The sequence below is a fragment of the Amycolatopsis sp. WAC 04197 genome, assembly GCF_003947475.1.
Classification (GTDB): domain Bacteria; phylum Actinomycetota; class Actinomycetes; order Mycobacteriales; family Pseudonocardiaceae; genus Amycolatopsis; species Amycolatopsis japonica.
In genome coordinates, this window is sequence record NZ_QHJK01000015.1 from 32,104 (window position 1) to 54,941 (window position 22,838).

Annotated in this window: 17 protein-coding genes and 1 pseudogene; 9 read left to right on the forward strand and 9 right to left on the reverse strand. The window is 63.7% G+C overall.

The features are described from left to right. The first annotated feature begins 799 nt into the window (after positions 1-799). The 4 genes from DMC64_RS38915 to DMC64_RS38930 all read left to right on the forward strand — a co-directional run bounded on the left by DMC64_RS38915 (position 800) and on the right by DMC64_RS38930 (position 7,151). Complete coding sequence (locus DMC64_RS38915; RefSeq protein WP_125737595.1) at positions 800-2,179, forward strand: hypothetical protein; 1,380 nt, start codon at positions 800-802, stop codon at positions 2,177-2,179. Positions 2,180-3,527: 1,348 nt separating this feature from the next. After that, positions 3,528-3,971: a hypothetical protein gene (locus DMC64_RS38920; protein ID WP_125737596.1), complete on the forward strand. Its 444-nt coding sequence runs from the start codon at positions 3,528-3,530 to the stop codon at positions 3,969-3,971. Next, a complete protein-coding gene (locus DMC64_RS38925; protein ID WP_125737597.1) occupies positions 3,961-4,974 on the forward strand; it encodes a site-specific integrase in 1,014 nt (337 codons plus the stop codon). Before DMC64_RS38920 ends, DMC64_RS38925 begins: the two co-directional genes overlap by 11 nt. Before the next feature lie 293 nt (positions 4,975-5,267). Then, positions 5,268-7,151, forward strand: coding sequence for a zinc-ribbon domain-containing protein (locus DMC64_RS38930; protein ID WP_199755238.1), 1,884 nt, complete (start codon positions 5,268-5,270; stop codon positions 7,149-7,151). Positions 7,152-7,982: 831 nt separating this feature from the next. Here the strand turns inward: DMC64_RS38930 and DMC64_RS43445 are convergent. From DMC64_RS43445 to DMC64_RS38945, 4 genes and pseudogenes are all read right to left on the reverse strand, one after another. Further along, entirely contained in the window at positions 7,983-8,516 is a 534-nt protein-coding gene (locus DMC64_RS43445; protein WP_233629994.1) for a hypothetical protein, read from the reverse strand. A 165-nt stretch (positions 8,517-8,681) separates the two neighbouring features. Next, positions 8,682-9,188: pseudogene (locus DMC64_RS43735) on the reverse strand (hypothetical protein); the annotation flags it as partial. Next, the gene (locus DMC64_RS38940; protein WP_125737598.1) at positions 9,181-9,555 is read right to left on the reverse strand and encodes a hypothetical protein; all 375 of its coding nucleotides are present in this window, start codon (positions 9,553-9,555) and stop codon (positions 9,181-9,183) included. The pseudogene DMC64_RS43735 and the gene DMC64_RS38940, both read right to left, overlap by 8 nt. Before the next feature lie 872 nt (positions 9,556-10,427). Continuing rightward, positions 10,428-10,703, reverse strand: a complete 276-nt coding sequence (locus tag DMC64_RS38945) for a DUF397 domain-containing protein (RefSeq protein ID WP_125737599.1) — start codon at positions 10,701-10,703, stop codon at positions 10,428-10,430. Positions 10,704-11,122: 419 nt separating this feature from the next. Between DMC64_RS38945 and DMC64_RS38950 the strand changes: the two genes are divergently transcribed. From DMC64_RS38950 to DMC64_RS38955, 3 genes are read left to right on the forward strand one after another with little or no spacing between them, the layout of a single operon-like run. After that, positions 11,123-11,737, forward strand: a complete 615-nt coding sequence (locus tag DMC64_RS38950; RefSeq protein WP_199755240.1) for a hypothetical protein — start codon at positions 11,123-11,125, stop codon at positions 11,735-11,737. Positions 11,738-11,748: 11 nt separating this feature from the next. Beyond that, positions 11,749-11,985: a hypothetical protein gene (locus DMC64_RS43120; RefSeq protein ID WP_199755241.1), complete on the forward strand. Its 237-nt coding sequence runs from the start codon at positions 11,749-11,751 to the stop codon at positions 11,983-11,985. Next, positions 11,975-15,628 carry a caspase family protein gene (locus tag DMC64_RS38955; RefSeq protein ID WP_125737600.1) on the forward strand — a complete coding sequence of 1,218 codons (3,654 nt, stop codon included), beginning with the start codon at positions 11,975-11,977 and terminating at the stop codon, positions 15,626-15,628. The genes DMC64_RS43120 and DMC64_RS38955 overlap by 11 nt, the downstream gene beginning before the upstream one ends. A gap of 187 nt (positions 15,629-15,815) precedes the next feature. Here the strand turns inward: DMC64_RS38955 and DMC64_RS38960 are convergent, their stop codons facing one another. After that, complete coding sequence (locus tag DMC64_RS38960) at positions 15,816-16,997, reverse strand: hypothetical protein (protein ID WP_199755242.1); 1,182 nt, start codon at positions 16,995-16,997, stop codon at positions 15,816-15,818. Between the two features lie 127 nt (positions 16,998-17,124). Beyond that, positions 17,125-17,850: a hypothetical protein gene (locus tag DMC64_RS38965; protein ID WP_125737601.1), complete on the reverse strand. Its 726-nt coding sequence runs from the start codon at positions 17,848-17,850 to the stop codon at positions 17,125-17,127. Positions 17,851-18,109: 259 nt separating this feature from the next. On the opposite strand from DMC64_RS38965, the gene DMC64_RS38970 reads away from it, so the two are divergent. Beyond that, the gene (locus tag DMC64_RS38970) at positions 18,110-18,736 is read left to right on the forward strand and encodes a DUF4145 domain-containing protein (protein ID WP_125737602.1); all 627 of its coding nucleotides are present in this window, start codon (positions 18,110-18,112) and stop codon (positions 18,734-18,736) included. Between the two features lie 456 nt (positions 18,737-19,192). Here the strand turns inward: DMC64_RS38970 and DMC64_RS38975 are convergent, their stop codons facing one another. From DMC64_RS38975 to DMC64_RS38985, 3 genes are all read right to left on the reverse strand, one after another. Beyond that, complete coding sequence (locus DMC64_RS38975) at positions 19,193-19,402, reverse strand: hypothetical protein (RefSeq protein ID WP_125737603.1); 210 nt, start codon at positions 19,400-19,402, stop codon at positions 19,193-19,195. Between the two features lie 273 nt (positions 19,403-19,675). Then, the gene (locus DMC64_RS38980; protein ID WP_158634318.1) at positions 19,676-20,743 is read right to left on the reverse strand and encodes a helix-turn-helix domain-containing protein; all 1,068 of its coding nucleotides are present in this window, start codon (positions 20,741-20,743) and stop codon (positions 19,676-19,678) included. A 194-nt stretch (positions 20,744-20,937) separates the two neighbouring features. Beyond that, on the reverse strand, positions 20,938-21,327 hold the full coding sequence (locus DMC64_RS38985) for a hypothetical protein (RefSeq protein ID WP_125737605.1): 390 nt from the start codon (positions 21,325-21,327) through the stop codon (positions 20,938-20,940). A gap of 291 nt (positions 21,328-21,618) precedes the next feature. On the opposite strand from DMC64_RS38985, the gene DMC64_RS38990 reads away from it, so the two are divergent. Beyond that, entirely contained in the window at positions 21,619-22,833 is a 1,215-nt protein-coding gene (locus DMC64_RS38990) for an SEFIR domain-containing protein (RefSeq protein ID WP_158634319.1), read from the forward strand. Positions 22,834-22,838 lie beyond the last annotated feature (5 nt).

Below are 22,838 nucleotides of genomic sequence, written 5' to 3' on the forward strand. Positions count from 1 at the left end.
CATCGCAGGGGTTGCGCGGACCGAACCAGGCGAGACCATGGCATGGTGGGGCGACGCGTCCCCGGGACCGCACGAGCCGTCCGGCCTCGGGAGCAGTTGATCGCGGCACTGGCACCCGACAGCATCCAGCGCCACTTCCAACCTGCCCGGCTACCGGCGTTGCCCGAGCCGAGCTTGCCGGTGGAATCAGGCCCCGTTGCTGATCGGCGCCGTACGCATTGACCGGACCGGCCGCGTCAACGAGCGCCTCCTCTTACGTGCGCTCGGCTGGCACCCAGGCCGCCGGCTCTCACTGGACACGCTGCGCGGGCTGATCGTGATCGCACCCGACACGTCCGGCCAGCACGTGGGGTTCTCTCGCGATCAAACGACAGGCTCCGTCGACGGTCTGGCCGTGGTCGGTCACCACCTTCGTCCCCCAGGCAGCGGTCGAACCTCGGCCGACGGCGGACGGCGACCTGTTGGAACGCGGGTTCGTAGCTGGTTCACCTGCTCGTGGCTGCTCGACGGGCACGTCGGCGACAAGACCCTGATGACGATGAACGTGGCCATGCCCACCACGAGAACCACGCAGAACGCGATGACGATCACCAGTTTTCGTTTCCGGACCCGAGATGGAGGCTCCGTCCGGCACGGCGGTTGGGCAGGGTTCAAACTCTGGTCGTCGACTACACCCCAAGATCATCGACATACCTCACTCCTTGAGCGGAACCACGCCCGTGATCGAGAACGTATCGTTGTGTGTCGGTGTTGATCACGCGTAGTGCGACCAGGTCGACGTAGAGGGCGCATAAGGAAAATGATGTTGAAGCCCGCGGAGCAAGTGCTGAGGGATCTAGCGCAACGCTCGAACGTCTCCCTCCATTCGGATCCCGTTTTAGTTGGCGCTGTGGCCGCCGCAGCAGCTGACGACGACGAAAGGCGCGCAAAGAAGCGAGATGAGGAGAGCAGCGCCAAAGACGATGCCGAAGTCCTAAGGCGGAAGCCCGAACTCCATCCGTTACGTGCGTGGGGAGACAAATCCTCGCCGCTGACACCGTGGGACGTGCTGCATGTACTCGGCAGAGCCATCGCATTGGCCAGACGAGGCGCCGCGCGCGGACTCGCCGAGCACTGGGGCGCACTGAAGTACAGCCAAGCGCTGACCGGCGACACAGGTTCCTTCCTGAAGCTATCCGCTGAGGGCAAGGAGACGGCGGACTACTACAAGGCCGTCCAGTCGAGCGAACTCGGAGTCGGCTTCGCACTGGTACTGGCCAGGCGGATCCTGGCGCAACGATATCCGGATCGCGTCGTCTCCGTCGTGCCCGCGGACACGGCGCTGCGCGCAGGCTGGGCCTTGACCAGCAGAGACAAGGGACAACGACAGAACTACCGGTACCGCCCGCAGTTCTTCGCCGAGCTGTGGAAGCCGGGAGCGCCTTCGTTAGTACTGCCGATCGCTTGTAAGGGCAACCACAGCAACGCCGCACACTCCCACGTCCAACTCGCGTCTGCATCGGCTCATGTGGAGGCGGTGCACGTCGGACCATGGAACGAGACCCCCTGCCTGATCTTCAGCACTGAGCTGCCCCTAGATGGCCACGTCACCGTGCACGCCCTCTGCGCCGAGGGAAGTGGCGGCTGGCTGGCCAATCCCAGCGCTGAGGGTAGCGACCTGGATGCCGAGCTCAGCGACGTCAACCATTTCCCCCAAATCCACCTGCCTTCCAACGGTGACGAAGCCCGTATCTCTATCCCCGGCTTCCATGTCACACCGGATCACTACGAATGGTTCGGGCGCGTGCTCGCACGAACGGCCGCCGCCGGACTGACAGCCTTCGCCGGCAATGGCGAAGCGACCGCCCAGTACCTGACCGAGCGCCAGGGACGGAAGCACTTCATCGGCTTCACGCACGCGGCCACCGGTAGCGTGCAGGACGCGAACCACACCCTCCTCGGCAAACGCTTCGTCGGCACCGACCACGTCTTCCGACTGAACGGCACCCGCGTGGAAGCCTTCTCTGGCGTAGAGATCGCACTATTCGATCTCCTGGCTCACGGACGAGTGACGCAGTACCGCCACAAGATCTACGAGCACCGCTCCGCCTGGCCCAGCGATTCCTGGGACAGCTCATGGGGCGGCCCCGTATCAATTCACCCGGATGGAACCGTACTCGCCATACGCCTGCTCCCCTGACGTGACAATCCGTTGCAGGGACGCGAGGCCGACCGCATCAACGTCTTGGCCGATCCCGACCTCCGCGTCCTCGGAGGTGATTACTGGACCTCGTTCAGTTCCTGTCCGCCTGGTCGCGGCGTAATGCCAGGCTTTCCGGATTCCCCTTGCTGCAGACGACTTCTGGAAATGTGCACGACGAACTCACGAGCAGACGTAACGTGAATCATCGTCTACGCGTCGTCTCACCAACATCGTGCTCCCCTTTGATCAACCATTCCGATCATCGGAGACGCCCTGGTTGCGCTAACCGCTCCGTCCGACGTTCATCAAGCAACCGTCGAGCATTCGCCTGGCTGCACGGCAGGCAACTGGCGTCTCCATGCGGCCTGATCCGGCTCCACCAAGCACTCCATCTGGTGGGCGAGCCCAGCGACAAGCCCGATTCGCCGATGACTTCAGCCGACGATCAGGTCTCTGATAAACGCGGCGATCGCTACGAACATGCTCGCCCCAGCGATGGACATCATCGCCCAGTCGTAACCCGGCCTGTCCGCCCTCGAAGACATGGCTGCCGCGCCGCGGACAGCCGAGCTTGGTTGCCGCTCTGGCAAGGCACCACGATTAAAGGTGTCACGCGGCCACATCAAGGTCGGAAGCCCAAGAAAACCCCTACCGCGGACAAGAACAGGAAGCCCGCGCTTGTAACCGACGTGGAAGTCGCACGTGCCGACGATACCCCGAACAAGCCAGAGACACGGCCGATGCTTGACCGTCTCGACCCTGCAACGAGTCAGCCGAACTACGGTCAAGTAGAGCAGCAAGGCTGCGAGTGCGAAAAGCAAAGGCTGCCACAGCCGTTCCGAATAAAAATAGTATGCCAGGACCGCGAGAACCACTCCCCAAGCCCTGAACGGAGTCTTGCGACGACGTCCTCTTGCCACGGATACCTCCCCACATCGATCGTGGCGGTCTCCCATGTGAGGAAACGACCGCCGCTCGAGTGACGGGATGGCACCAGCCCTCCTCTTAATACGACACATGACGTGTCTATGAGCTAATCCTGAGACTGGTGTTATCACCTGTGAAGCATGCGGGTGACAGAAGCTCGATGTGTATCCAGCCAAATTTGAGGCTTGATGACACATGCACAGCGACCATCGACACATGGACCATGTGACACGACTGCCGCCGACGAGTGCAACAAGTCAAGGCTTCTTCCAGCTCAAGGTTCGAATAGCCTCGCCCAATCCTCACGAACGGGTGATCCTGGCGTCGCGGGGTTTGTGTCGATCATTCCGGGGACCACCATGACATGGTGGGACAACGCGTCCCCGGGGCCGCACGTGCAGTCCCGCCTCGGGAGCAGTTGATCGCGGCACTGGTGCCCGACAGCACCCAGCGCCGCCCCCAACCTGCCCGATTGCCGACCCTGCCCGAGCCGCGTCTGCCGGTGGAATCAGGCCCTGACCTGCTGATCGGCGCCGTCCGCATCGACCGGACCGGCCGCGTCAACGAACGCCTCCTGTTCCGCGCACTCGGCTGGCACCCCGGCCGGCGACTCTCACTGGACACGCTGCACGGGCTGATCGTGATCGCACCCGAACCCTCCGGCCCGCACGCCATCGATGCCAGCGGAGCTCTCACCCTTCCCGCCGCCGCACGCCACCTGTGCGGGATCAAACCCGACCGACCCCTCGTCCTCGCCGCCTCCATCCGCGAACAACTGCTCATCGTCCACCCCGGCACGACCGTCGCCCACCTCCTGACCGAGCACTACCGCGACATAACCGGACTGGATCATGACGCCTGACCCCGCCCAGATCCGCGCCGCCCGCCAGACACTCGCCGAACTAGGCGTCACCCTCGCCGACCTCCAGGACAACCCAGCCGAGACACCCGGCATCCCCACCCTCGCCGACTACCTCCCCCAGGTCATCGCCGCCGCAGGCCCCGGCGCCACCCGCACCTACGGCAACTACTGGACACGCATGGCCACAGCCTGGGGCAACCGGCGCCTCGACCAAATCACCGCCACCGACATCGAGGCGATGCAGCACGACGCCGCCACCCACGCCCGAACCCGCCGCAACACCCGCAACGGGCGCCACGCCAGCGAACACGTCATCGCCGCCGCCCGCGCAATCTTCAACCGCGCCATCGCCGACGACCTCATCCCCGCCGCGGCAAGCCCCGCCCACCGCGTCGCCAAACCCCGCCGACTCCCCAGCCCACGCCGCGCACTCACCGCCACCGAACTCGACCACATCAACACCGCCGCCCGTTGCAGTGGCAACGACCCCGTCCTCGACGCACTCCTGCTCCGCCTCCACACCGAAACCGCCTGCCGCCGCGGCGGAGCACTCGCCCTCCGCCTCACAGACCTCGACACCACCCAATGCCTCGTCCGCCTCGCAGAGAAAGGCGGCACACTCCGCTGGCAACCCATCAGCCCACTGCTCGCCAGCCGCCTCGCCGACCACGCCACCGCCCGCGGCGCACTCGAACCAGGCGAGCGCCTGCTGCGCTACCGCGACGGCCGGGCACTCACCACCCGACGCTACGACCACCTCTGGAAACGCCTCGGCCAGCAACTCCCCTGGATCGCCAACCAAGGCATCTCCACCCACTGGCTCCGCCACACCACCCTCACCTGGGTCGAACGCCACTACGGCTACGGCATCGCCCGCGCCTACGCAGGCCACACCGACAACACCGGCCCCGCCACCACCACCTACATCAAAGCCGACCTCCAAACCGTCGCCACCGCACTCGCCGCAATGACCGGACAACCCCACCCACTAGCCCAGCCATAGCAATCATTCGTCGTGGCTTCGTAGACGAGTTCGGCTTATAACAGACAATCGCTGGTGGCCTCTTGACTCTGCCTGGGCAACCTTGTCTCCGTAGGACTGCCTGGACGAACTTCACGCTCAGTGCTCAGGCCGCCCCGCGTCAACATCAACATGCGGCAGGCGTTCACCTCAGCTACCCCTGGAATTTCCCGATTCCGGCATGCCTTGCGACATCGGTCCTGACGTCACGATTTGCTCACGTCGGTCACAAAGATGACCTTGGGGACGATGAACGGTCGACGACAGGAGGTGCGATGACCCGCGCTGCCATGCAGGAGTGCTCAACCAGCACGTGTTCGAACTCGGCCGCGTTCTCGACGCGAACAAAGCCGGCGTGGTGCCGCGACTGCATCGGCGAGTTCATCTACAATGCTGGGCTTCGTGCCGACGAACCATTCCCCGGGCTTCGAGCGTGGTGGCTCACGACATGCTTGACCTGCGGTGTGCAGGCGCACTACCGCCTCGAGCACATCCTCGACAAGAACCGATCCGGCGAGAAGACCTGCCGCGCTTGCTTTCTTCGGCGCTGGGGTACACGCAACGACACAAGCCTACTCAGCACCTTTGAACGAGCGATCAGCGATCTTCTGCAACACACGCCAGAGCAGATCCTCGAAGCAGTCCCGACCGACACAGTCCGCGACTCCCTGAGTTCCAGACAGTGGCCGATGGAACGGCTCATGGCTCATCTCGACGCCCACAACTTCGACCTCGTAAGAGTCTTCGACGAAGTCATCACCTCCAGCACTGTAATGGTGACGAAATGCCGGGCCTGCCAGAAGCTCGCCGTCGACCGCGTCTCCGACACTGGGTGGGGATGCACGTGCTCGCGCAACACCCGAGCCTCGGTCCCCAGTACTCCCGCCGCCGCGAAGACCTTCCTTACCGACTCGGAGTCACCAGCCCTCGAGTGGTGGGATCACGATCGGAACGATGAAACGACGCTCAAGACAGTGACTGTCCGGGCAACTCGTTTGTGTCACTGGATTTGTCCGCAGTGTTCCCTTCGTTTCACGGCGAAGGTCAGGGAGATGGCCCTGGCACCCTCTTGCCCAGATTGCAGGAGCCGGGAGCAGAGCGAATGGCGAGAAACACTGGCGCGCTGGGATGTCACCCCTGTCTCCGAGGTCCCAGAGCTGCTGGCAATGTGGGCAGATGAAGGGTCTCCCCGCGAGGTGATGGTCGGGGACTCGAGGCTTCGACGGTTCCGCTGTGACAGCGGGCACTATCCGCGGATCGCGCCAGGGCGCCTTCTCGACTCGGGCTGTCCACACTGCCGTGGCAAGAAGACCGCCGCAAACAAGAAGTGGCTCGCTGACACCCTTCCCGAGATCGCCGGTCAGTGGCATCCGACCCGAAACGGCAAGCTGACTCCACAGAATGTGGTCTGGGACTCGAAACGGACAGTGTGGTGGCTTGCAAAATGCTGCGGACACGAATGGCAAGAATCAGTTCGCGATCGCGACAAGTACCAGCGGCTCCGCTGTCCGACATGCCGCACCATCCTCGGCTCGCTCGCCTGGCAGAGTCCGGACCTCGCTGCCACCTGGAGCCCGGTGAATCCAGTCAGCGCCTGGCACATACGCCCACACGCCACGCTCACCTTTACACCTGAGTGGGTTTGTCCCATCAACCCAGCGCACGTGTGGCAGATGTCGCTGAGCTCGCGCTCGAGCGGCGGCGACTGCCCGGAATGCCGCGAGGCAGGCAAGTCGCGCGTCGAACTAGCCCACTATCAAGCGGCTATCGACACATTCGGCCAGGCCCGGTCCGGCGCGATCTTGCGCACTACCGGCCCCGCAGCCCGGTCCTGGACGGCCGACATCAGCGTCGAAGTCGCGGGACGCACAGTGGTGATCGAGTATGACGGGGCGTACTGGCACGCCGACAAATCAGAGGTTGACGAGCGCAAGAGCCGCGACTTCCTCGACGCCGGCTACCCGGTCGTCCGCCTACGCGAGGACGGACTCCCACCCTTGCCCGTGAACCATCCGGAGTACCGGGAGTTCGGGGTCCTTTCGACCGCGCCGCGGCCAGCAGAGGTCATGCAAAAGATCCAAGCATGGCTGGCCCCCATGGCGCGGTACCCGGGTCCGGCTCCAGCACATGCAGCCGCCGTCCCCACCGCGCATGAATAACGTTCGGATGGCGCCGCCATCGGCCAACCGGTACCCATACGGCGGGCGGCCGCCCAGAAAACGACCCTGTCGCCGTGCCTGGGTACTCATCGCCGCCAACACCCGATAACGAGCCCGCGCCCACCTCGCGCTGTGCGTGCGCACCCAGCAACGTCATCAACGCCAGGTGAACCGGCCTGTCCAACTCCACCGGACCACCAACCTCGGGCAACCACACCTGCACACCCACGGCATTCAGCCGAGCGACCACGTCCCGGAACTGATCACCATAGAACGCCCGCTCATACTCTCCCACCACCACAGCATCAAGCTCACGATCTCTACCCTCGGCAGCGGCCAGTAGCGCCGACGTAGCCGGACGCTCCCACCACGACCATCGCCGCGACTGGCTTTCATCGAAGAACTCAACAACAACCTCACCAACGCCGTCGACCAACTCCTCCGACACCGAGCGCTGCCAGGCAAGCGATGTCTGAGCATCCCTGTGATTATGTCGGCGAGTTTTGAACGCACTTGTTCGTGGATTCTGACCGCACATGTTGATCACCTGCCATGATCAATGTCGATCAGTTTCGACCGCACTATGGTGCTCTTCGTGATCAAGCGTGGCCGCTGATCGACACGCCGCCAGGTCGTCCGTCCTCCGCTTCGCTCTGGGTGCTCCACCTGTGTCGCACGCCATTGCAGGACCACCACGTTGCGAGTCGTGGGACCACCGACAGCAGTGCAGAAAAGGAACAGGTTATCGCAGGCGATTCGCGAACGCTGCGTTCCCGAACGACCGATATGCGACATGAGAGGATATTGGCAACAAGACCCACGCGATAGGTTCTAACGTCCATAGGAGAGTTGGAGCCACACGAACCCTGTGAACTCCTTCGTCGTGATCTCGACGCGAGTGAAGTCTGTCGCGTCGAGGTAACCGGGGCGGATGACCTCGTCGCGAATGGTATCGGTGAGTAGGAGTGCAAGGACCGCATCCTCATTGTCCATGATCGCGGCGCGAAGAACCGTGCTATCAACCATACGGTGGAGATTCACGACCAGTTCGTCAGTGAAGCCGAGTGAGCCAGCGCCGACGAGGCCGCTGCCGATGGCCATCCGCAGCCGCATGCGGTCGCGGTAGCGGCGGTTGTCCTGGGCAAGGCGTTCGGCTAGCGCCGAAATCAGACGTGGAACCACGCGTGACGACGTCACTCCCACCGGTAGAAACACCACTTTCGAATCGCCAGCGTCGGCGCCATCCATGTCCGCGTCGGAGAAGCCCAGGTCAGCGATCACCCGGTTTACTAGGGTGTCAATCCGGCGGTACAGATCCTCTTGCTCCTCGCCGCTGCGTCGCCCGAAACCGACGATGTCCAGCACAAAGCCCAGCCTCGGCTTATGCTCACCGACTGGCGCTGGCTTGGCCGTATCAGCCGCATTGGTCCGCCCCTCAGACGACGATGTGGAGCCAAGCTCGGAGATAGCCTCAGTAGGTGCCTCAGGATCAAACCTTGAAGGACGTGTGCCGAGCACACGAGCCAAGTTCGGAACGCGGCGTAGGAGGCCCTTCTGCTCCAGCGAGCGCATCACATATGCCACCGACGAGGTTGAAGTGAGCCCGACTGCCTCCCCAATCTCGCGTACGCTCGGTGGGTACCCAAGACGTTCCACAGAGCTTCGGATCACTTCAAGAACCTTACGTTCTCGCACAGTCAGTTCTGGGGCCGGCGAAGTCAGTAGCGGCGCCTGTTCTGGTTGACGTACCGCGGGGACACGGGTGCCAGCGACACTCTGCGTACGTCGCACCGCTTGACCAAGCCATCGACCATCCGGTGCCTGCGGTTCCGTACTTCCCTCGGTGGCCAGCGCGCTGGTGGACTCCGAGGCAGATCCCGCCGACGAAGCAGGAGCTGCCCCTTCCTCGTCGTCGGCAGACATCCGGGCCAACTCCGCGACTATGGGCAACGTTGGCCGTCCGTTCCGCTGGTCCAGAACAACTCGAAGGCGGGCGGCTGCGATCTGTTCGGCCGTGGGACGTAGCGACTCACGCATGCTGGGTACTCCCGTCGTCCACCTGCACGTCGGTGTGTGCTCCCTGCTCAATCTCCCTGAGCAATGGGTTCAACACCCGGTCTGCGAGCACCCCCATTAGCTTCAACTCGTCCGGACCAGCGAGGTCCGATTCCGCCAGCGCCGACATGAGATGGAGACCCGCGGCACGCTTCCGCGGCGACTCGTCAACCACATACGCCAAGATTTCGTAGAATCGCTTGGACCACTCCTCGCGACGTCCCTGCGCCTCGCGTTGCTCGGTGGCTCGATCTCCCACCCTTCCGTTCATCCTCACACCCAGAAGTGCACCAGTCGCTGTGAGCACCCCCACCAGAAATGTCGCGCCGACCTGCAGCCACGGACTCATGCACACCTCCCAACCACCAGCAGACGCACATTGATCGTACGCACGTCGCGGTTTGAGCCGACAATAAGGAGGCTGCTCAGCCTGCGCTGCTGCGCTTGTCCCAGATACCGTCTCGTGACTGCCTCAGACTGAACGCGGCGAGCAGGTTCGGGCACGAAGGTCAGGCCGCTCGTCGGCGCTACCCGACATTCGCTTGCCGTCGCCATGATCGCCCCGCAAGGTGGATCTGGAACATGTTCTCTGCGTGGATCACCTGATGTTGGTGGTCCATCCGCCGGAAGCGCGGTGGTCCCGCGACAGCTGTCGAACGACACAACCCTGACCTACCTTCACACGAGCAAGGATGGCAAGGGTAGCTGGAATGCCCGCCTCACGAGCCGGGGAGCGGCGCGGTCGAATCTCGCGAACACAAGCCTCCCCACCGAACCGGGTGCGGTCGGTTGTCACGGAGAAACGCGGTCGCATCTGACGGACAAAACCAATCCTGAAACTCACTCGTCGACATTCACGCATAGAAAGCAAACCTCACACCCCTACCGGACCACCAGAACTTAACAGCGAACCACGCCGACGAGCAGCCACACCCGCACAAACTCCGCCCCGCTCAACGTGTGCATCCCGCCCCCTTCCACCTGCCCAAACCGAGACCACACCGCGTCCTGCCCCATGACGAAAGCCAGCAGTGCACCGCCCAAACAGACCGACGACAGCGACTCAGCCCCAGGGATGCCCTTGCGGAGCGGTTAGGACCAGACAACGCCACCCGGCCTCCCGGATGGGTGCCCTGCTCTCCGAGCACGCTCGCGACCTAGTTCGCAGCGGCGTTCAACCAAGGCATGGGTGAACCGGACGTCACTGAGAACGGCTGACGCTCAAGCCTTCGCGATTTCTTCGGTCAGGTCGAACTCACCGTCGATGACGCCCGCGACGAACTCGCGCCACACCGAGGGGGTGAAGACCAGGACGCTGTCCGGATCCGTCGACACCCGCATGGCGGTGTAGGTGACGCCGTCGGTGTGCCCGATGAAGGCGTACTCGATGCAGTCGTCGACGGTCGCGCCCTTCGGCTCAGCCCGGATCCATTCCGCCTTTGTGAAGTCAAGATGCTGCCGGATATCGGCCCTGTCGTCGACCGACTGCTCACTCATTACCGCAGCATAGAACTCGCATGCATCGACGGGCGAGGGCGGCGACGACGGTTGGGGACCTTGGCGTACAGAACCCGCCGAGATGACTGTCCAGGCAGCGAACGAGTTGAAGAGAACATAGACGAACAACAACCCTGCCGAGGCCGCCGAGCCGGCTTCACCCTCACCTAGCCCAATGACAAGCGAGCACATACAGCCAGAATGATCGCTTCACAGGAACCGATTGCCACGGCGGCCACGTTCCAAGACCTTGGCCGGTTACAACTAGGCTCTTTATTGCTCGGCGTTGCGTCCCACGCCCCTCCAAGCCGCTGAGCCATTCGAGTGATCGACAGGCACTGGTGGAACGGGCGCAGCGTACCCGGCGATCACCAGCCGTAGCGCACCTAGACTCGTGTGCTCTCTCGGAGGGAGGCGGTGTGGGGCAGATCGTTTGCGTGCACGGCATCGGGCAGCAGGTTGCCGGGGAGCAGACGCTGCTGCGTGACTGGACGCCAGCTATCTTGGACGGGTTAACTCGCGCTGGCCATGCGGGCGCCGCCACCGCGGACGACGTGGTGATGGGCTTCTACGGGGATCTGTTCCGCCCGGTAGGGGAACGGTTAGCCGTCGGCGACCCGATGTTCACCGTCGACGACGTCGCTCTCGGTCTGGAAGAGGACCTGCTCCTGGCGTGGTGGCGGGAGGCGGCGCGGGTGGATCCGAAGGTGGCACCACCGGACGCGGACACGCTGCTGCGGGCGCCAGGATCGGTTCAGGCGGCGCTGCGACAGTTGTCTCGGTCCCGGTTTTTCGGCGGTCTGGCGCTGCGGGCGATGGTATCCGACCTCAAGCAGGTCCGCCTCTACCTGCAGGACCAGCAGCTGCGCGAGGCAGCTCGGGCGGCAGTGGGCAAGCTGATCACGGAGGAGACCCGGGTGGTGTTGGCTCACTCCCTCGGATCGGTGGTGGCGTATGAGCTCCTGGCGGCGATGCCGGGCCATTCAGTGCGGGCGCTGGTGACATTGGGATCGCCGCTGGCATCGAGAAGCTGATCTTCGATCGATTGGATCCGGCCCCCATCAGCGGGCTCGGCGCCTGGCCCGGTTCTGAGGACCTGGCGTGGACGAACGTGGTCGACTGCGGTGACGTCGTCGCGCTCGAGAAAGACCTCCGCCCGCGATTCGGGCCACGAGTGATCAACATGGTTGTGCACAACGGTGTCCACGCCCATGCCGTCGGCGCATACCTGACAGACGAGCTCACCGGGGCGGCGATCGCGGGAGGCTTGTATGCCTATTGATCCAGAGGAGCCGCGCCGGTATTTGCTTGCAGCAGCGGTCGCGCACTACCCGAAGGCACCCCAGTGGGACCGGACCGAACTCGTCGAGGCCCGTGAGCAGATCATCCGCCTGTTCACCGATGACCTCGGTTACAAGCACATCAGCTCCCTCGGACTCGACCCGCACAAGGACCAGCTGACCGCAATGCTGCGGGATTTCTGCTTGGACGCGGCGCGGCGACCCGACGACATCGTCGCCGTCTACATCGGTGGACACGGCGAAGTCCTCGACGAGACCCACGAGCATCTGCTCCTGACCTCCGAGACCAACCCGAACGACGTCGCCGGCGCACTACCGACTGCTGACCTGGCACGCGCCATGTTGCTCAGGACTCGGGTCCGACGGGTGCTGCTGATGCTGGACACCTGCTACTCGGGCCACGGCGTCGCCGAACTCACCGCCGCCGCGATCACTACGATGACCCGCACCTGGGGTGACGACCACGGGGCGGGCCTGGCCGTCATCACTTCCGCGCAGCCGACCGAGCAGGCCGGAGCCGGCGCATTCCCACGGCTGCTGCGCGAAGCGGTCCGCGCCTTGCCTACCGCTGGATACAACCCCGCGACCCTGCCACTGGACTCGCTCGTGAAGTTGATGAACACCAGCGTAGCCAAACCCGGTTACCAGACGATCGGGCACAGCATCACCGGCCTCACCGGCGAGGTACCACCATTCCTACCCAACCCACGCCACGACCCGCGCATGACCGAGATCGATCTCGCCCTCCAGCACGCCAGCGAATTCGAGGTCCAAGCCGAACGACGTGACACCGAACTCCGTACTCGGTTGTTGGTCCGCGCCATGGGCGGCACCAGCAATGGCACCGGCGGCTGGTGGTTCACCGGTCGCCACACTGCACTGCTGGACATCACCGTTTGGCTACACCACCCTGACGCTGCCCGGCCACTGCAGGTGGTCACTGGCAATCCGGGATCGGGCAAGACTGCTGTTCTCGGTCTCATCGCCGCCCTCACCCATCCTGACCGGCGCGCCACTGTTCCCCTGGGCGGCCTCGGCCTTCCGGCCGCGGCTGTACCCGACATGGACGCGGTGGACGTGGCGATCTACGCTCAAGGCCTCACCAGCGAAGAGATGCTCTCTGGTATCGCCGCCGCCGTACAGTCCAATGCCAGCACCCCCGGCCAGCTTTTGGAAGAACTCGATGACCGCAGCACACCGTTGACCGTGCTCATCGACGCTCTCGACGAAGCTACTGATCCCGACCATCTCGTCCGCCGCCTGCTACGGCCCCTGGCAGATCACGCAGCCGGACGACTGCGACTGCTCGTCGGCACCCGAGACTTTCTACTCGAGCGCCTGGGCTTTAGCCGTGAGGACACGGTCGATCTAGATGCCGATCGCTACGCTGACCTCGCAGCGCTCACCACGTACGTCGGCCGTGGTTTGCTGGATACCAGCGCGCACAGCCCTTACCGCAATGCGCCACCGTCGCTGCTCCGCGCTGTCGCAGACGCCGTTGCTGAAGCAGCGCACCCTTCATTCCTGGTCGCCCGAATCACCAGCGCCACCCTCGCCGCCCACGTACGGGTCGCCGACCCAAATGATCCGGCCTGGCGCCGAACCCTTCCCAGGCTGCCTGGCGAGGCGATGCGTCACGACCTCGAAGTCCGACTCGGCGACAACGCTGCCCGCGTCAGCGACTTGCTCCGCCCCCTCGCTTACGCCGAAGGCCAGGGCCTGCCTTGGGAAGACATCTGGGCCGCCGTGGCCTGCCGCGCCTCCGGTACTTCCTATACCGACGAGGACTTGCTGTGGCTACGCAAGCACGCAGGCTCCTATGTCGTCGAAGCCATCGAAGATGGCCGTTCCACCTACCGGCTCTACCATCATGCCTTGGCCGACCACCTCCGTGAGCATGCTGACGAGACTGCGATGCACGAAGCCATCACCGAGGTGCTACTGAGTCGGGTGCCGCGCATATTTGGGGGCTGCCGCGACTGGCCCCGCGCCCACCCGTATGCGTTGCGACACCTCGCCACCCACGCTGCTCTCGCAGGTCAAATCGACAACCTGGTGGCCGACGCTGAGTACCTTGTGTACGCCGAGCCCGCTGCGCTCCTTCTGGCCCTGCATCGCACAAACACGGAACCGGGTGTCCTCGCCGCCGCGGTCTACCGCTGCTCGATCGATAGCCACCGACATTTACCGCCCCGTCGTCGGCGCCAAGTCCTTGCTACCGATGCTGCGCGCTTCCGTGTTTCACGCCTCCACCAGGAGCTGTCAGCATCACTGGAGTGGCGACCACGCTGGACCACTGGACGGCACGCTGCTCACATCGTTCACGCAATCTTCACCGGCCACACCAACTCGATAATGGCGGCAGCTTGCACCACGCTCGGGGGACGCGCAGTCGCTGTCACGGTCAGCGAGGACAACACCGCTCGGGTCTGGGACCTCGCCACTAGCGAAGAAATCACCACCTTCACCGGCCACACCGACTCACTGCGAGCGGTAGCCTGCACCACGCTCGGGGGACGCGCAGTCGCTGTCACGGTCAGCGAGGACAACACCGCTCGGGTCTGGGACCTCGCCACTAGCGAAGAAATCACCACCTTCACCGGCCACACCGACTCACTGCGAGCGGTGGCCTGCACCACGCTCGATGACCGGCCGGTCGCCGTCACCACTGGCCGCGACAAGACTGCTCGGGTCTGGGACCTCGCCACTGCCGAAGAAATCACCACCTTCACCGGCCACACCAGCTCCGTGCGGGCGGTATCTTGCTCCACCATTGAAGGCCACCCGATAGCCGTCACGGCGGGCATCGACGAGACGTCACGGGTTTGGCGTCTCTTTGCCAGCGTGGGTGATTCACCCGCAGCGCTAGGTCACTCCGCCAGAATCGCCGCCGGGGCGAGCACGACCGTCGGGGGCCGCTCGGTCGCCGTCACCGCCAGCAACGACAAGACCGCTCGGGTCTGGGACCTCGCCACTGCCGAAGAAATCACCACCTTCACCGGCCACACCAACTCGCTGCGGGCGGTGGCCTGCACCACGCTCGCCGGCCGGCCGGTCGCCGTCACCGCCAGCAACGACAAGACCGCTCGGGTCTGGGACCTCGCCACTGCCGAAGAAATCACCACCTTCACCGGCCACACCAGCTCCGTGCGGGCGGTGGCCTGTGCCACGATCGAGGGCCGCGCAATCGCCGTCACCGCCGGCACACCTGTCGCGCGGGCCTGGGACCTCGCCACTGGCGAGGAAATCACTACCTTCACCGGCCACACCAAATCCGTCGAGGCAGTAGCCTGTGCCACGATCGAGGGCCGCGCAGTCGCTGTCACCGCCAGCAACGACAACACTGCACGCGTCTGGGACCTCGCCACTGGTGAAGAAATCACCACCTTCACCGGCCACACCAAATCCGTCGAGGCAGTAGCCTGTGCCACGATCGAGGGCCGCGCAGTCGCTGTCACCGCCAGCAACGACAACACTGCACGCGTCTGGGACCTCGCCACCGGTGAAGAACTAAACGCCTTCGACTTCCGCGATATCGGAGCTGTCGCGCTTAGCACCGGCGGCGCGCTCATGATTACGACAGGATGGGACGTACTTGTATTTAACCGCACTGCGAGGCGCTGACTCGCCCTCGCCAGCAGAGCCGTTTCCATGACAGCAACGTCGCTCACTCAAAATTTTGAGACAACAGCGCATTGCCTCATAAATCGTCACGTACCGAAGATACTCCCTTCGTCTAGCGAATTGAGCACGAAACCTCCGCAAACGAGAGTCATTTCGACCCAACGATGGCTCTATGGAAAGCTTAGGCTCATGCCTTCGAAGGCCCCTGGTGACCGATGTGCACAGAAGGTCGGCCACTAACCTCAGTGCGGCTTCTCGTCGTGGCGCGAACGAATGCAGCGCCAACCGGCCAATCTTGAGCCAGTCCCAGCGCGATGTAAGGCGCGACGGCTGCCGGTTCACGTTCGATCAGGGCCCCGTCAACCCGGGCGGTCGACCATGTCGGCAAGACTGGCGCAGGGAGCGCCCCTTGACGAGGGCTCATCCACAGGATGGGATTCTTCTTAGTCCAGGTCCATGGCGCAGGGTTGTCCACGGTGAGAACTCCGCTGACGATCGAATGCTCGTCGTCTCGTCCTGGCTTCCAGTAACCATCTGCTTGTCGTTCGAACGTCGGTATGCCTGCGCGATCGGCACGTTCGATCGTGCTGCCGTACAGAGATGCCTCAATGTCGTCGTCCTCGACGAACGCCCCCGCACAACCAACGGCAACGACGTAAGGGATTCCAAACCTGCCGTACTTCCCGCCTTTCCTCTTGACCGCGTCGAGCACCGGCGAAGTGTCGACTCGGAAGAAGCTCATCGCTGGGTAGATGCTGATGATCCGCCCGCTGCGTGAGCGCTTGGCGCGCGGGATGGCGCCGAAAGTGACCGACCATCCCGCTTCACGCCAGGTGTACCGCGGCGCTCGTTGGCGCTCGCCTCCTGCGGCGACTTTGCCGTAGTCCAGTTCGGACAAGAACTGGCCCAGCTCGGACTTCAATCGCTTCTGCGGCGGAAGAGCCGGCCCGACGCTGTCGATCGCCATGGACAAGACGAAGTCAGGACTCTGGATATTCTTCTCGATCGCGTCACGTAACTGAGCAGCTAGTTTGCCGTGCCGCGGGTCACCGATACGTTCAGCCGTCCAGATCGCCTCGACGACGAACTGCTCGTCTCCTCGGGAGACAAGGAAGTCCGGTTTCCGTCCTCGAGTGCCGACTTGCTGCTCGATCTCCACCGAGTACCCAGATCCGAGCAGCATCTCGTGCAGATACAGCTCCCACAGCGCGGAGTAGACGTTCGAATCGGCGTTGCGGTCCAGTAGGCGACTACGCAACCCTGGCCGCGAGCTGGCTGGCAGGTGAGAGCACCATTCGTTGATCACGTGGCGAACCTGGTCCCAGTACGATCCTGCGACCCGATCAAGGAACCCGGCCTGTGTTTCCATGGCTCCTTGAGGTGATGAGTCAGTCCTGAGCCAGTCTGTGTAGACCGTCATGATCTCGTCCTCGATCTCTCATTCTGCGGGAACTTGTACCAGTGCCGCGCGGCCCCTGGCCGGGAACGCAGGCGCGTCAGTCGTCATCGCCAGCAGCGCGCCGACGTAAGTAGTCGACGTAGTCAGCTCGAAGGATGGCGCGACAGCGAGGGCGTTTGCCCGCGTTGATGTCGCGCACATACTGGCCGAGCCGCTGCGGGTTCTTGCCTGACCAGCCGTTGGCCAGCGACCAGCCTTCAATAGCCTCGGCGTCCATGGCAATGCCGGCGTCGCGAAGGGCGAGCAGGGTACCCACCACCTGGCCCTTCTCGAACCCCGCCGAGATCGTGTTGTTGTGGTTCACCGTGCGGGTGATGCCCTTTAGAGCCTCGAGTACGACGCCATCCAGCTCAGGAGTCAACTCCATCCATGGCGAGTCGTCGCCAAGGATGGTGGGCCGGACCGCCGTAACCCAGGACCTGATCGCGTCAGCGTTCCAGGTGACGACGCAGAGGGCTCGGACGTGATAGCCGCCAGCTTGGATCAGCTGACCAAGGTCGGCCATATCCGGCCAGGCCATCAAGACCGGGCCGATACCTCGGACATATCCACCGCCGCGTCCCGTCACGTGCTCGACGTTCCGATACCGGGCTACGAACTGTTCTAGCCGATCACAGTTGCGCAGATTCGACTTCAGGCGAGTCCAAACAGTGAGGATGTCGTCGTCTTGCAGGTGGTCGCAGGACCAGTCGATGGCCACGTCCAGGCCTTCGTCGTCGTAGCTGGCCACTGCCGTCGGGTGGTCCACTGAGCGGTCGAACATCTGCGGTCCTCGCTTTCGCCTGCCCCATGGTACGAACTGGCACCGACAGAACTGGTGGTCACGCACGGCCCCTCGCGCCACACTCTGGTGGCCGCGGTCCTCCACCAGCCGAGCGTCAAGCCCCGCGACATCGAGTCGGAAAGGGCTCGATCGGTCACAGTGACACAGTCAGAACTCATCCACGTCCCGGTTACCGCCTACCTGCGATGATTCGTGCTCCGTTGTAACGCCGCGGAGCGGACTTTGCGACTAACTGTGCATGTCGATCATTCCTGAGGCCATCCCGATGGTGTGTGCCCACTGCTCGAAGTCAGTCCTGGGCCAGACCGAAGGAAGCCACCAAGGCTACGACCCGGAGCACGGACCGCCGCTACTGAGCTTGTTGATCAGCTGCACCAGCTGCGGACAGTCGAGCTTGTTTCTATCCGAAGACTACGGTGGTGGCTGGGATGAACCAACTCGCGTCTGGCCGGCACCCGGACGACGGCTCGGGCTCTCGGTTCCGAGAGAACTCCGCGACGAACACGAACAGGCGCGGTTGTGCTTCGAAGCCAAGGCATATACCGCTGCCGGCGTGATGGTCCGCCGGACCCTCGAAGGTGTGTGCGCAGTTAAGGGAACCAAGAAGCGAAACTTGTTCGAGGGCCTTCGAGAGATGAAGGAATCCGGAGCGATCGATGAGCGTCTGTTCGACTGGGCACAAGCCTTGCGGATCTTGGGCAACCAAGGCGCACACTACACCGGAACGCAGATCTCACGAGAAGATGCCGAGGACGCGTTAGATCTCTGCGAGGCCCTATTGGACTACATGTTTGAGCTGACCGCGAAATTCACTGCGTTTCAACAACGACGCAAGACGCCCATGGCCACCGAAGACAAGCAGTGACAAGCCCTCCGACACTGCTGAGTGGCACAACGGTCTCGAGGTCATGTATCGTCCACACATGACCTCCCAGAAATTAGGAGATCTGCCAAGGATTTGTGACCGCGTCCCCCCTCGGACACCCGCATTATTCACACGCAAAGAGGTCGTCACGTAGACGGCCTCTTTTTCGTTGTCATACCGCAGGTCAAGCCTCAGATCCCGGTAGAGCCGTGCCAGCTTGCCCGGTTCACTATCAGCGAGCGCTGCCCCGATGTCGCCAAGCGAGTCGATCATCGCGTAGACCTCAGCGTCGGTGATTCCCGCAGGCACGCCCGCGGCAGCTAACGCTCCCTGCGCGGCCGCTCGATCCGCTCGAGCCTCGTTGATGCTCTCGACCAGCGCCACCGGGTCGACACCCGCAGCGATGGCGTCCCTGGAACCGCCTGAGCTTGGCCTCCGCCCCTTTCAACTGCTTACTCACGACCTCATCGCCCTCGGCTCGCAGGGCTGGCTGACGGTCTGCTCAAGGTTCTGCTGATCGAACAGGCCGCCGAACCGCCCGTTCACCACGTCCCGCAGCGGCTCTTCCCGGAGGTAGATCGTGGGCGGATGTGTGAGCAAGGCCAGTGTCAGAGTCCGGGCAGGGCATCGGTAGTACATGCCGTACTTGCGCGGACTGCCTTTCATCTTCCGCTCGCACGCGGCACACCGAATGAGGCCGCGGAACAGGTACACGTGTTTCACTGGGCGCCCCGCGTTCGGTCTTGCGAGCTGTCCGGAGGCCGCCGGCCGCTTTGGCTCGCCGGATCAACTGCGCCTCCGTGAAGTCCTCGACCGCGACGATCTCCGGGTGAGCGGGCTTACGTGACCGAACCACCGATCCGGACCCGCCGGGTGCAGGTCGGACGGAAGCGATTACGGCAGGTCCGGCGCAAACACGACATCATTTCTGGCCACCCACTACCTACCCCACCCCTGTGCCAGCAATGTTCGCACTTCCGCCGAGGTCAGCTGCACAGTGTGGTCGCCACGGCGCTGAAACAGCAGCGTGCCGCCGTTCTTGGTAACGACGAATGGCTTGGTGTGCTCCGGCTGCGCGGGAACACTCAGCACCACCAGAACCCCGCCGTTCACGGGAACGACATCGATCTCGAGGCCCCGAACGACCGGTTCGACGTGGTCGTCGACAATTTTCCAGTACCGCTCCGCGGTGTGCGCCCTGGCCAGCACCGGCGTGACCTCGGCGACAACATCGCGGCCGTCAACGGGCACAGTCTTGAGCCCGACTACCAGCAGCCCCGCGCGGTGGCCATTCGCGAGCCCGCACACCGCCTTCGTGAGCTTGTCGTTGCCGTCCGGGCCACCGATCTGTAGCTTGGCCTTGCACTCCAGCCAGTCCGACTCTGCGGTGCCGAGAATCTCTGCAAACCGTCCTTCAAGCACACGCCGCTTAAACTCACCACGGCGATCCGGCCCACTTTCGCCCCGGAACGTGCAGAGCACGGGCCTGAGGGCTTTCACTGCCGCGCACAACGCACCCACCGTGACCTTAAGATCAGTCACGCTCAGACCGACGCTCCAGTAGTCCTGGTCAACTTCTTCGTCGGCCGGGCAGTGTTCCAGCCACCGGACGACGGCACCCGCAGATACGAAGGTCTCCTCCGCGTGCTCCCGCGCGTGTTCCAGTCCACGCGGATTCCCGCCGTCGAGGGTAAAGCTGACGAGCACGGTCCCGTCCCGCTCGAACAAGAGCTCAATGTCTTCGTGGCGACGGCCGTTTTCGAAATGGACCACGAGAAACACGACCTCGCGACGAGAGCTACGCTCGAACTCCACCGCGAAATGCCTAGCCAGAGAGAAAAACGAGACGTCTTCGAGTTCCAGCAGACGCACATCGCCGCCGCTTACCGAGCCGTCGACGAAATCGCCGATCCCACCGGGGTCACTCAGGCCAAGCTGGTGAAACTTCACTCGTGCCCGGAGGTTCGAGTATCGGAGCAGCTCTCCCAGCGGAACGTCGACAGACATCGGAAAAGGATACGACCGCCATCCCCGGCTTCCTGTCTGCGACCTCACCTGCTCCGACTCCCACCATGTCCGACCGCGCACTGCCCGCAACTTGTCGTCCGTAGCTTCTGGGACAAGCCACCCACCATTTGGCATGCGAATGCCCGCTCGTCGAGACTGAGCTATGCGTCATCCGGGAACGTTGAGGCGGATGGTTAGTGAGCAACTCGCCTTTCGGACACACGCATTAACCCTACGGGTGGGCGGATGGTCACATCGACCGTCCGCTCTCTTGCGTTATAGACCATCTCCAAGCCGATCTCGCCATAGAGCTGCTGAAGTCTTCCCGGGCTCGCGTTCCCGACCTGACGTCCCAGCTCACCGAACGCATCGACCATCGCTTCGAGTTCGGCTCTGCCGATCAACTCCTCAGCCGAAGCACGCGCCAGATCCTCCTCAGCAGCGTCGCGCTCCTCCTTCGCCCGGTTCAACGGCTCGATCAGGGCTCCAGGATCCGCACCCGCTTCGATCGCCTCCTGAAGCCTCGCGAGGCGCGTCTGGTTGATGTAGCCGTTGACCGGCTCGATGACGACGGCCTCAGACATGCGGGGCGTCCCTTCCATCTTGCCCAGACAGTGCCCGCACCGCACCTGGCCGCACGCACAAGAGCTTGACCGTGCTGCTGTTCCGGGCCAATCGGGGAAGCTCATATTGCCGAAGCCCTCATGTTCGGCACGAAATGCCGCACGTCAGAACAGCCACGCAGATCATGCGAGAAACAGGACAAGAACGCGACAGTGTCACGACAAGCCGTGTCCCGTCACGACTTCGATCGAGGCGGAGATAAGTTGGGCGCCATCTATAGATTCAGCACATCGAGTAGACGAGGTTCGCGAGTGGATTCAACACCAGGTGTCACGATCGAGCTCACGGTCGTGGACCAGGACAGCAAAAGGTTCAGCTCGGCGCCCAGTCCGATCAGGATCGGGGCGGTCCAGGTGCATGGCTGGCAGGTCCACCCGATCGGCCTCGCTCCAGGCCAGTTCGACGGCGCCGATGCCTACCTCGTCAAGTTCAACTACGAGCTGGAGACTGCACCGAGCACGCCGGATATGAACTGGTTCGAGTTCGGCGTGGAGTTGCGTGAGGGGGTGGTGGTGGACGCGATCCCCCACCACACCCAGCCCGCGCAGACTTCTCTGTCGTACATCGTGAACGACCACCTCAACCTGGTGCCTGCCACGAACGGCGTGACACCGGCCGCGCACGTTCCCGCGACGGGCGAGACGATTCACGTGTTCGGCGTGGGCAGCAGCGGTATTCGGTGGCAGCACTGGGCCACATCGGACACCGGAGTGCGGCGGGGGTCGCGGGTGGCATGGCTCGTCACGCTCGTCGACCCGGGACTCGCATACCTGGATCTCACCGCGGTCGTGCGCTTCGACCAGAGGCCGACGCCCGATTGGAACGTTTTGCCAGTGCTCACACCGGCTGCCCTACGAATCGAGCTTCCCACGACAACGGACCCCCACGCCGCGGTGACAACCCAGCCCGCCCACGGCACGACCGCGGTGCCGCTTTCCTCTGCGCCTCGGGTGTTCATCTCCTACACACACGACAATGACGTCCACAAGAAGCTGGTCAGAGAGTTCGCGAACCTCCTGATCAGGTGTGGGCTCGACGTCCGGCTCGACCAGTTCGCGAGCCCCGCTCGCAAGGACTGGTTCCTCTGGGCGAACGAAAACATCGACGATGCGGACTTCGTCATCATCATCGCGTCACCCAAGTGCCTGGCGGTCGGTGAAGGCAAGATCGACCGCAATGAGCACGCCGGCATGCATTGCGAACTCGGCATCATGCGCGACCGCCTGCAGGGGAACCGGAAGCTCTGGGAGCAGAAGCTCCTGCCGGTCGTCTTGCCCGGTGAATCGATCAGCAACATTCCAGTGTTCCTCCAGCCGCAGGCGATGGACCGCTACGAGATCGACGAGCTGACGGAGGACGCGCTCGGCGACCTGCTGGCCACGATCCGCCACGGGATCGAGGACGACAGCAGGTCGCCGGTAGTTCTCACGGCGACCAGCCCCGGTCGGGCCTTCGCCGATTCCTGACCGCG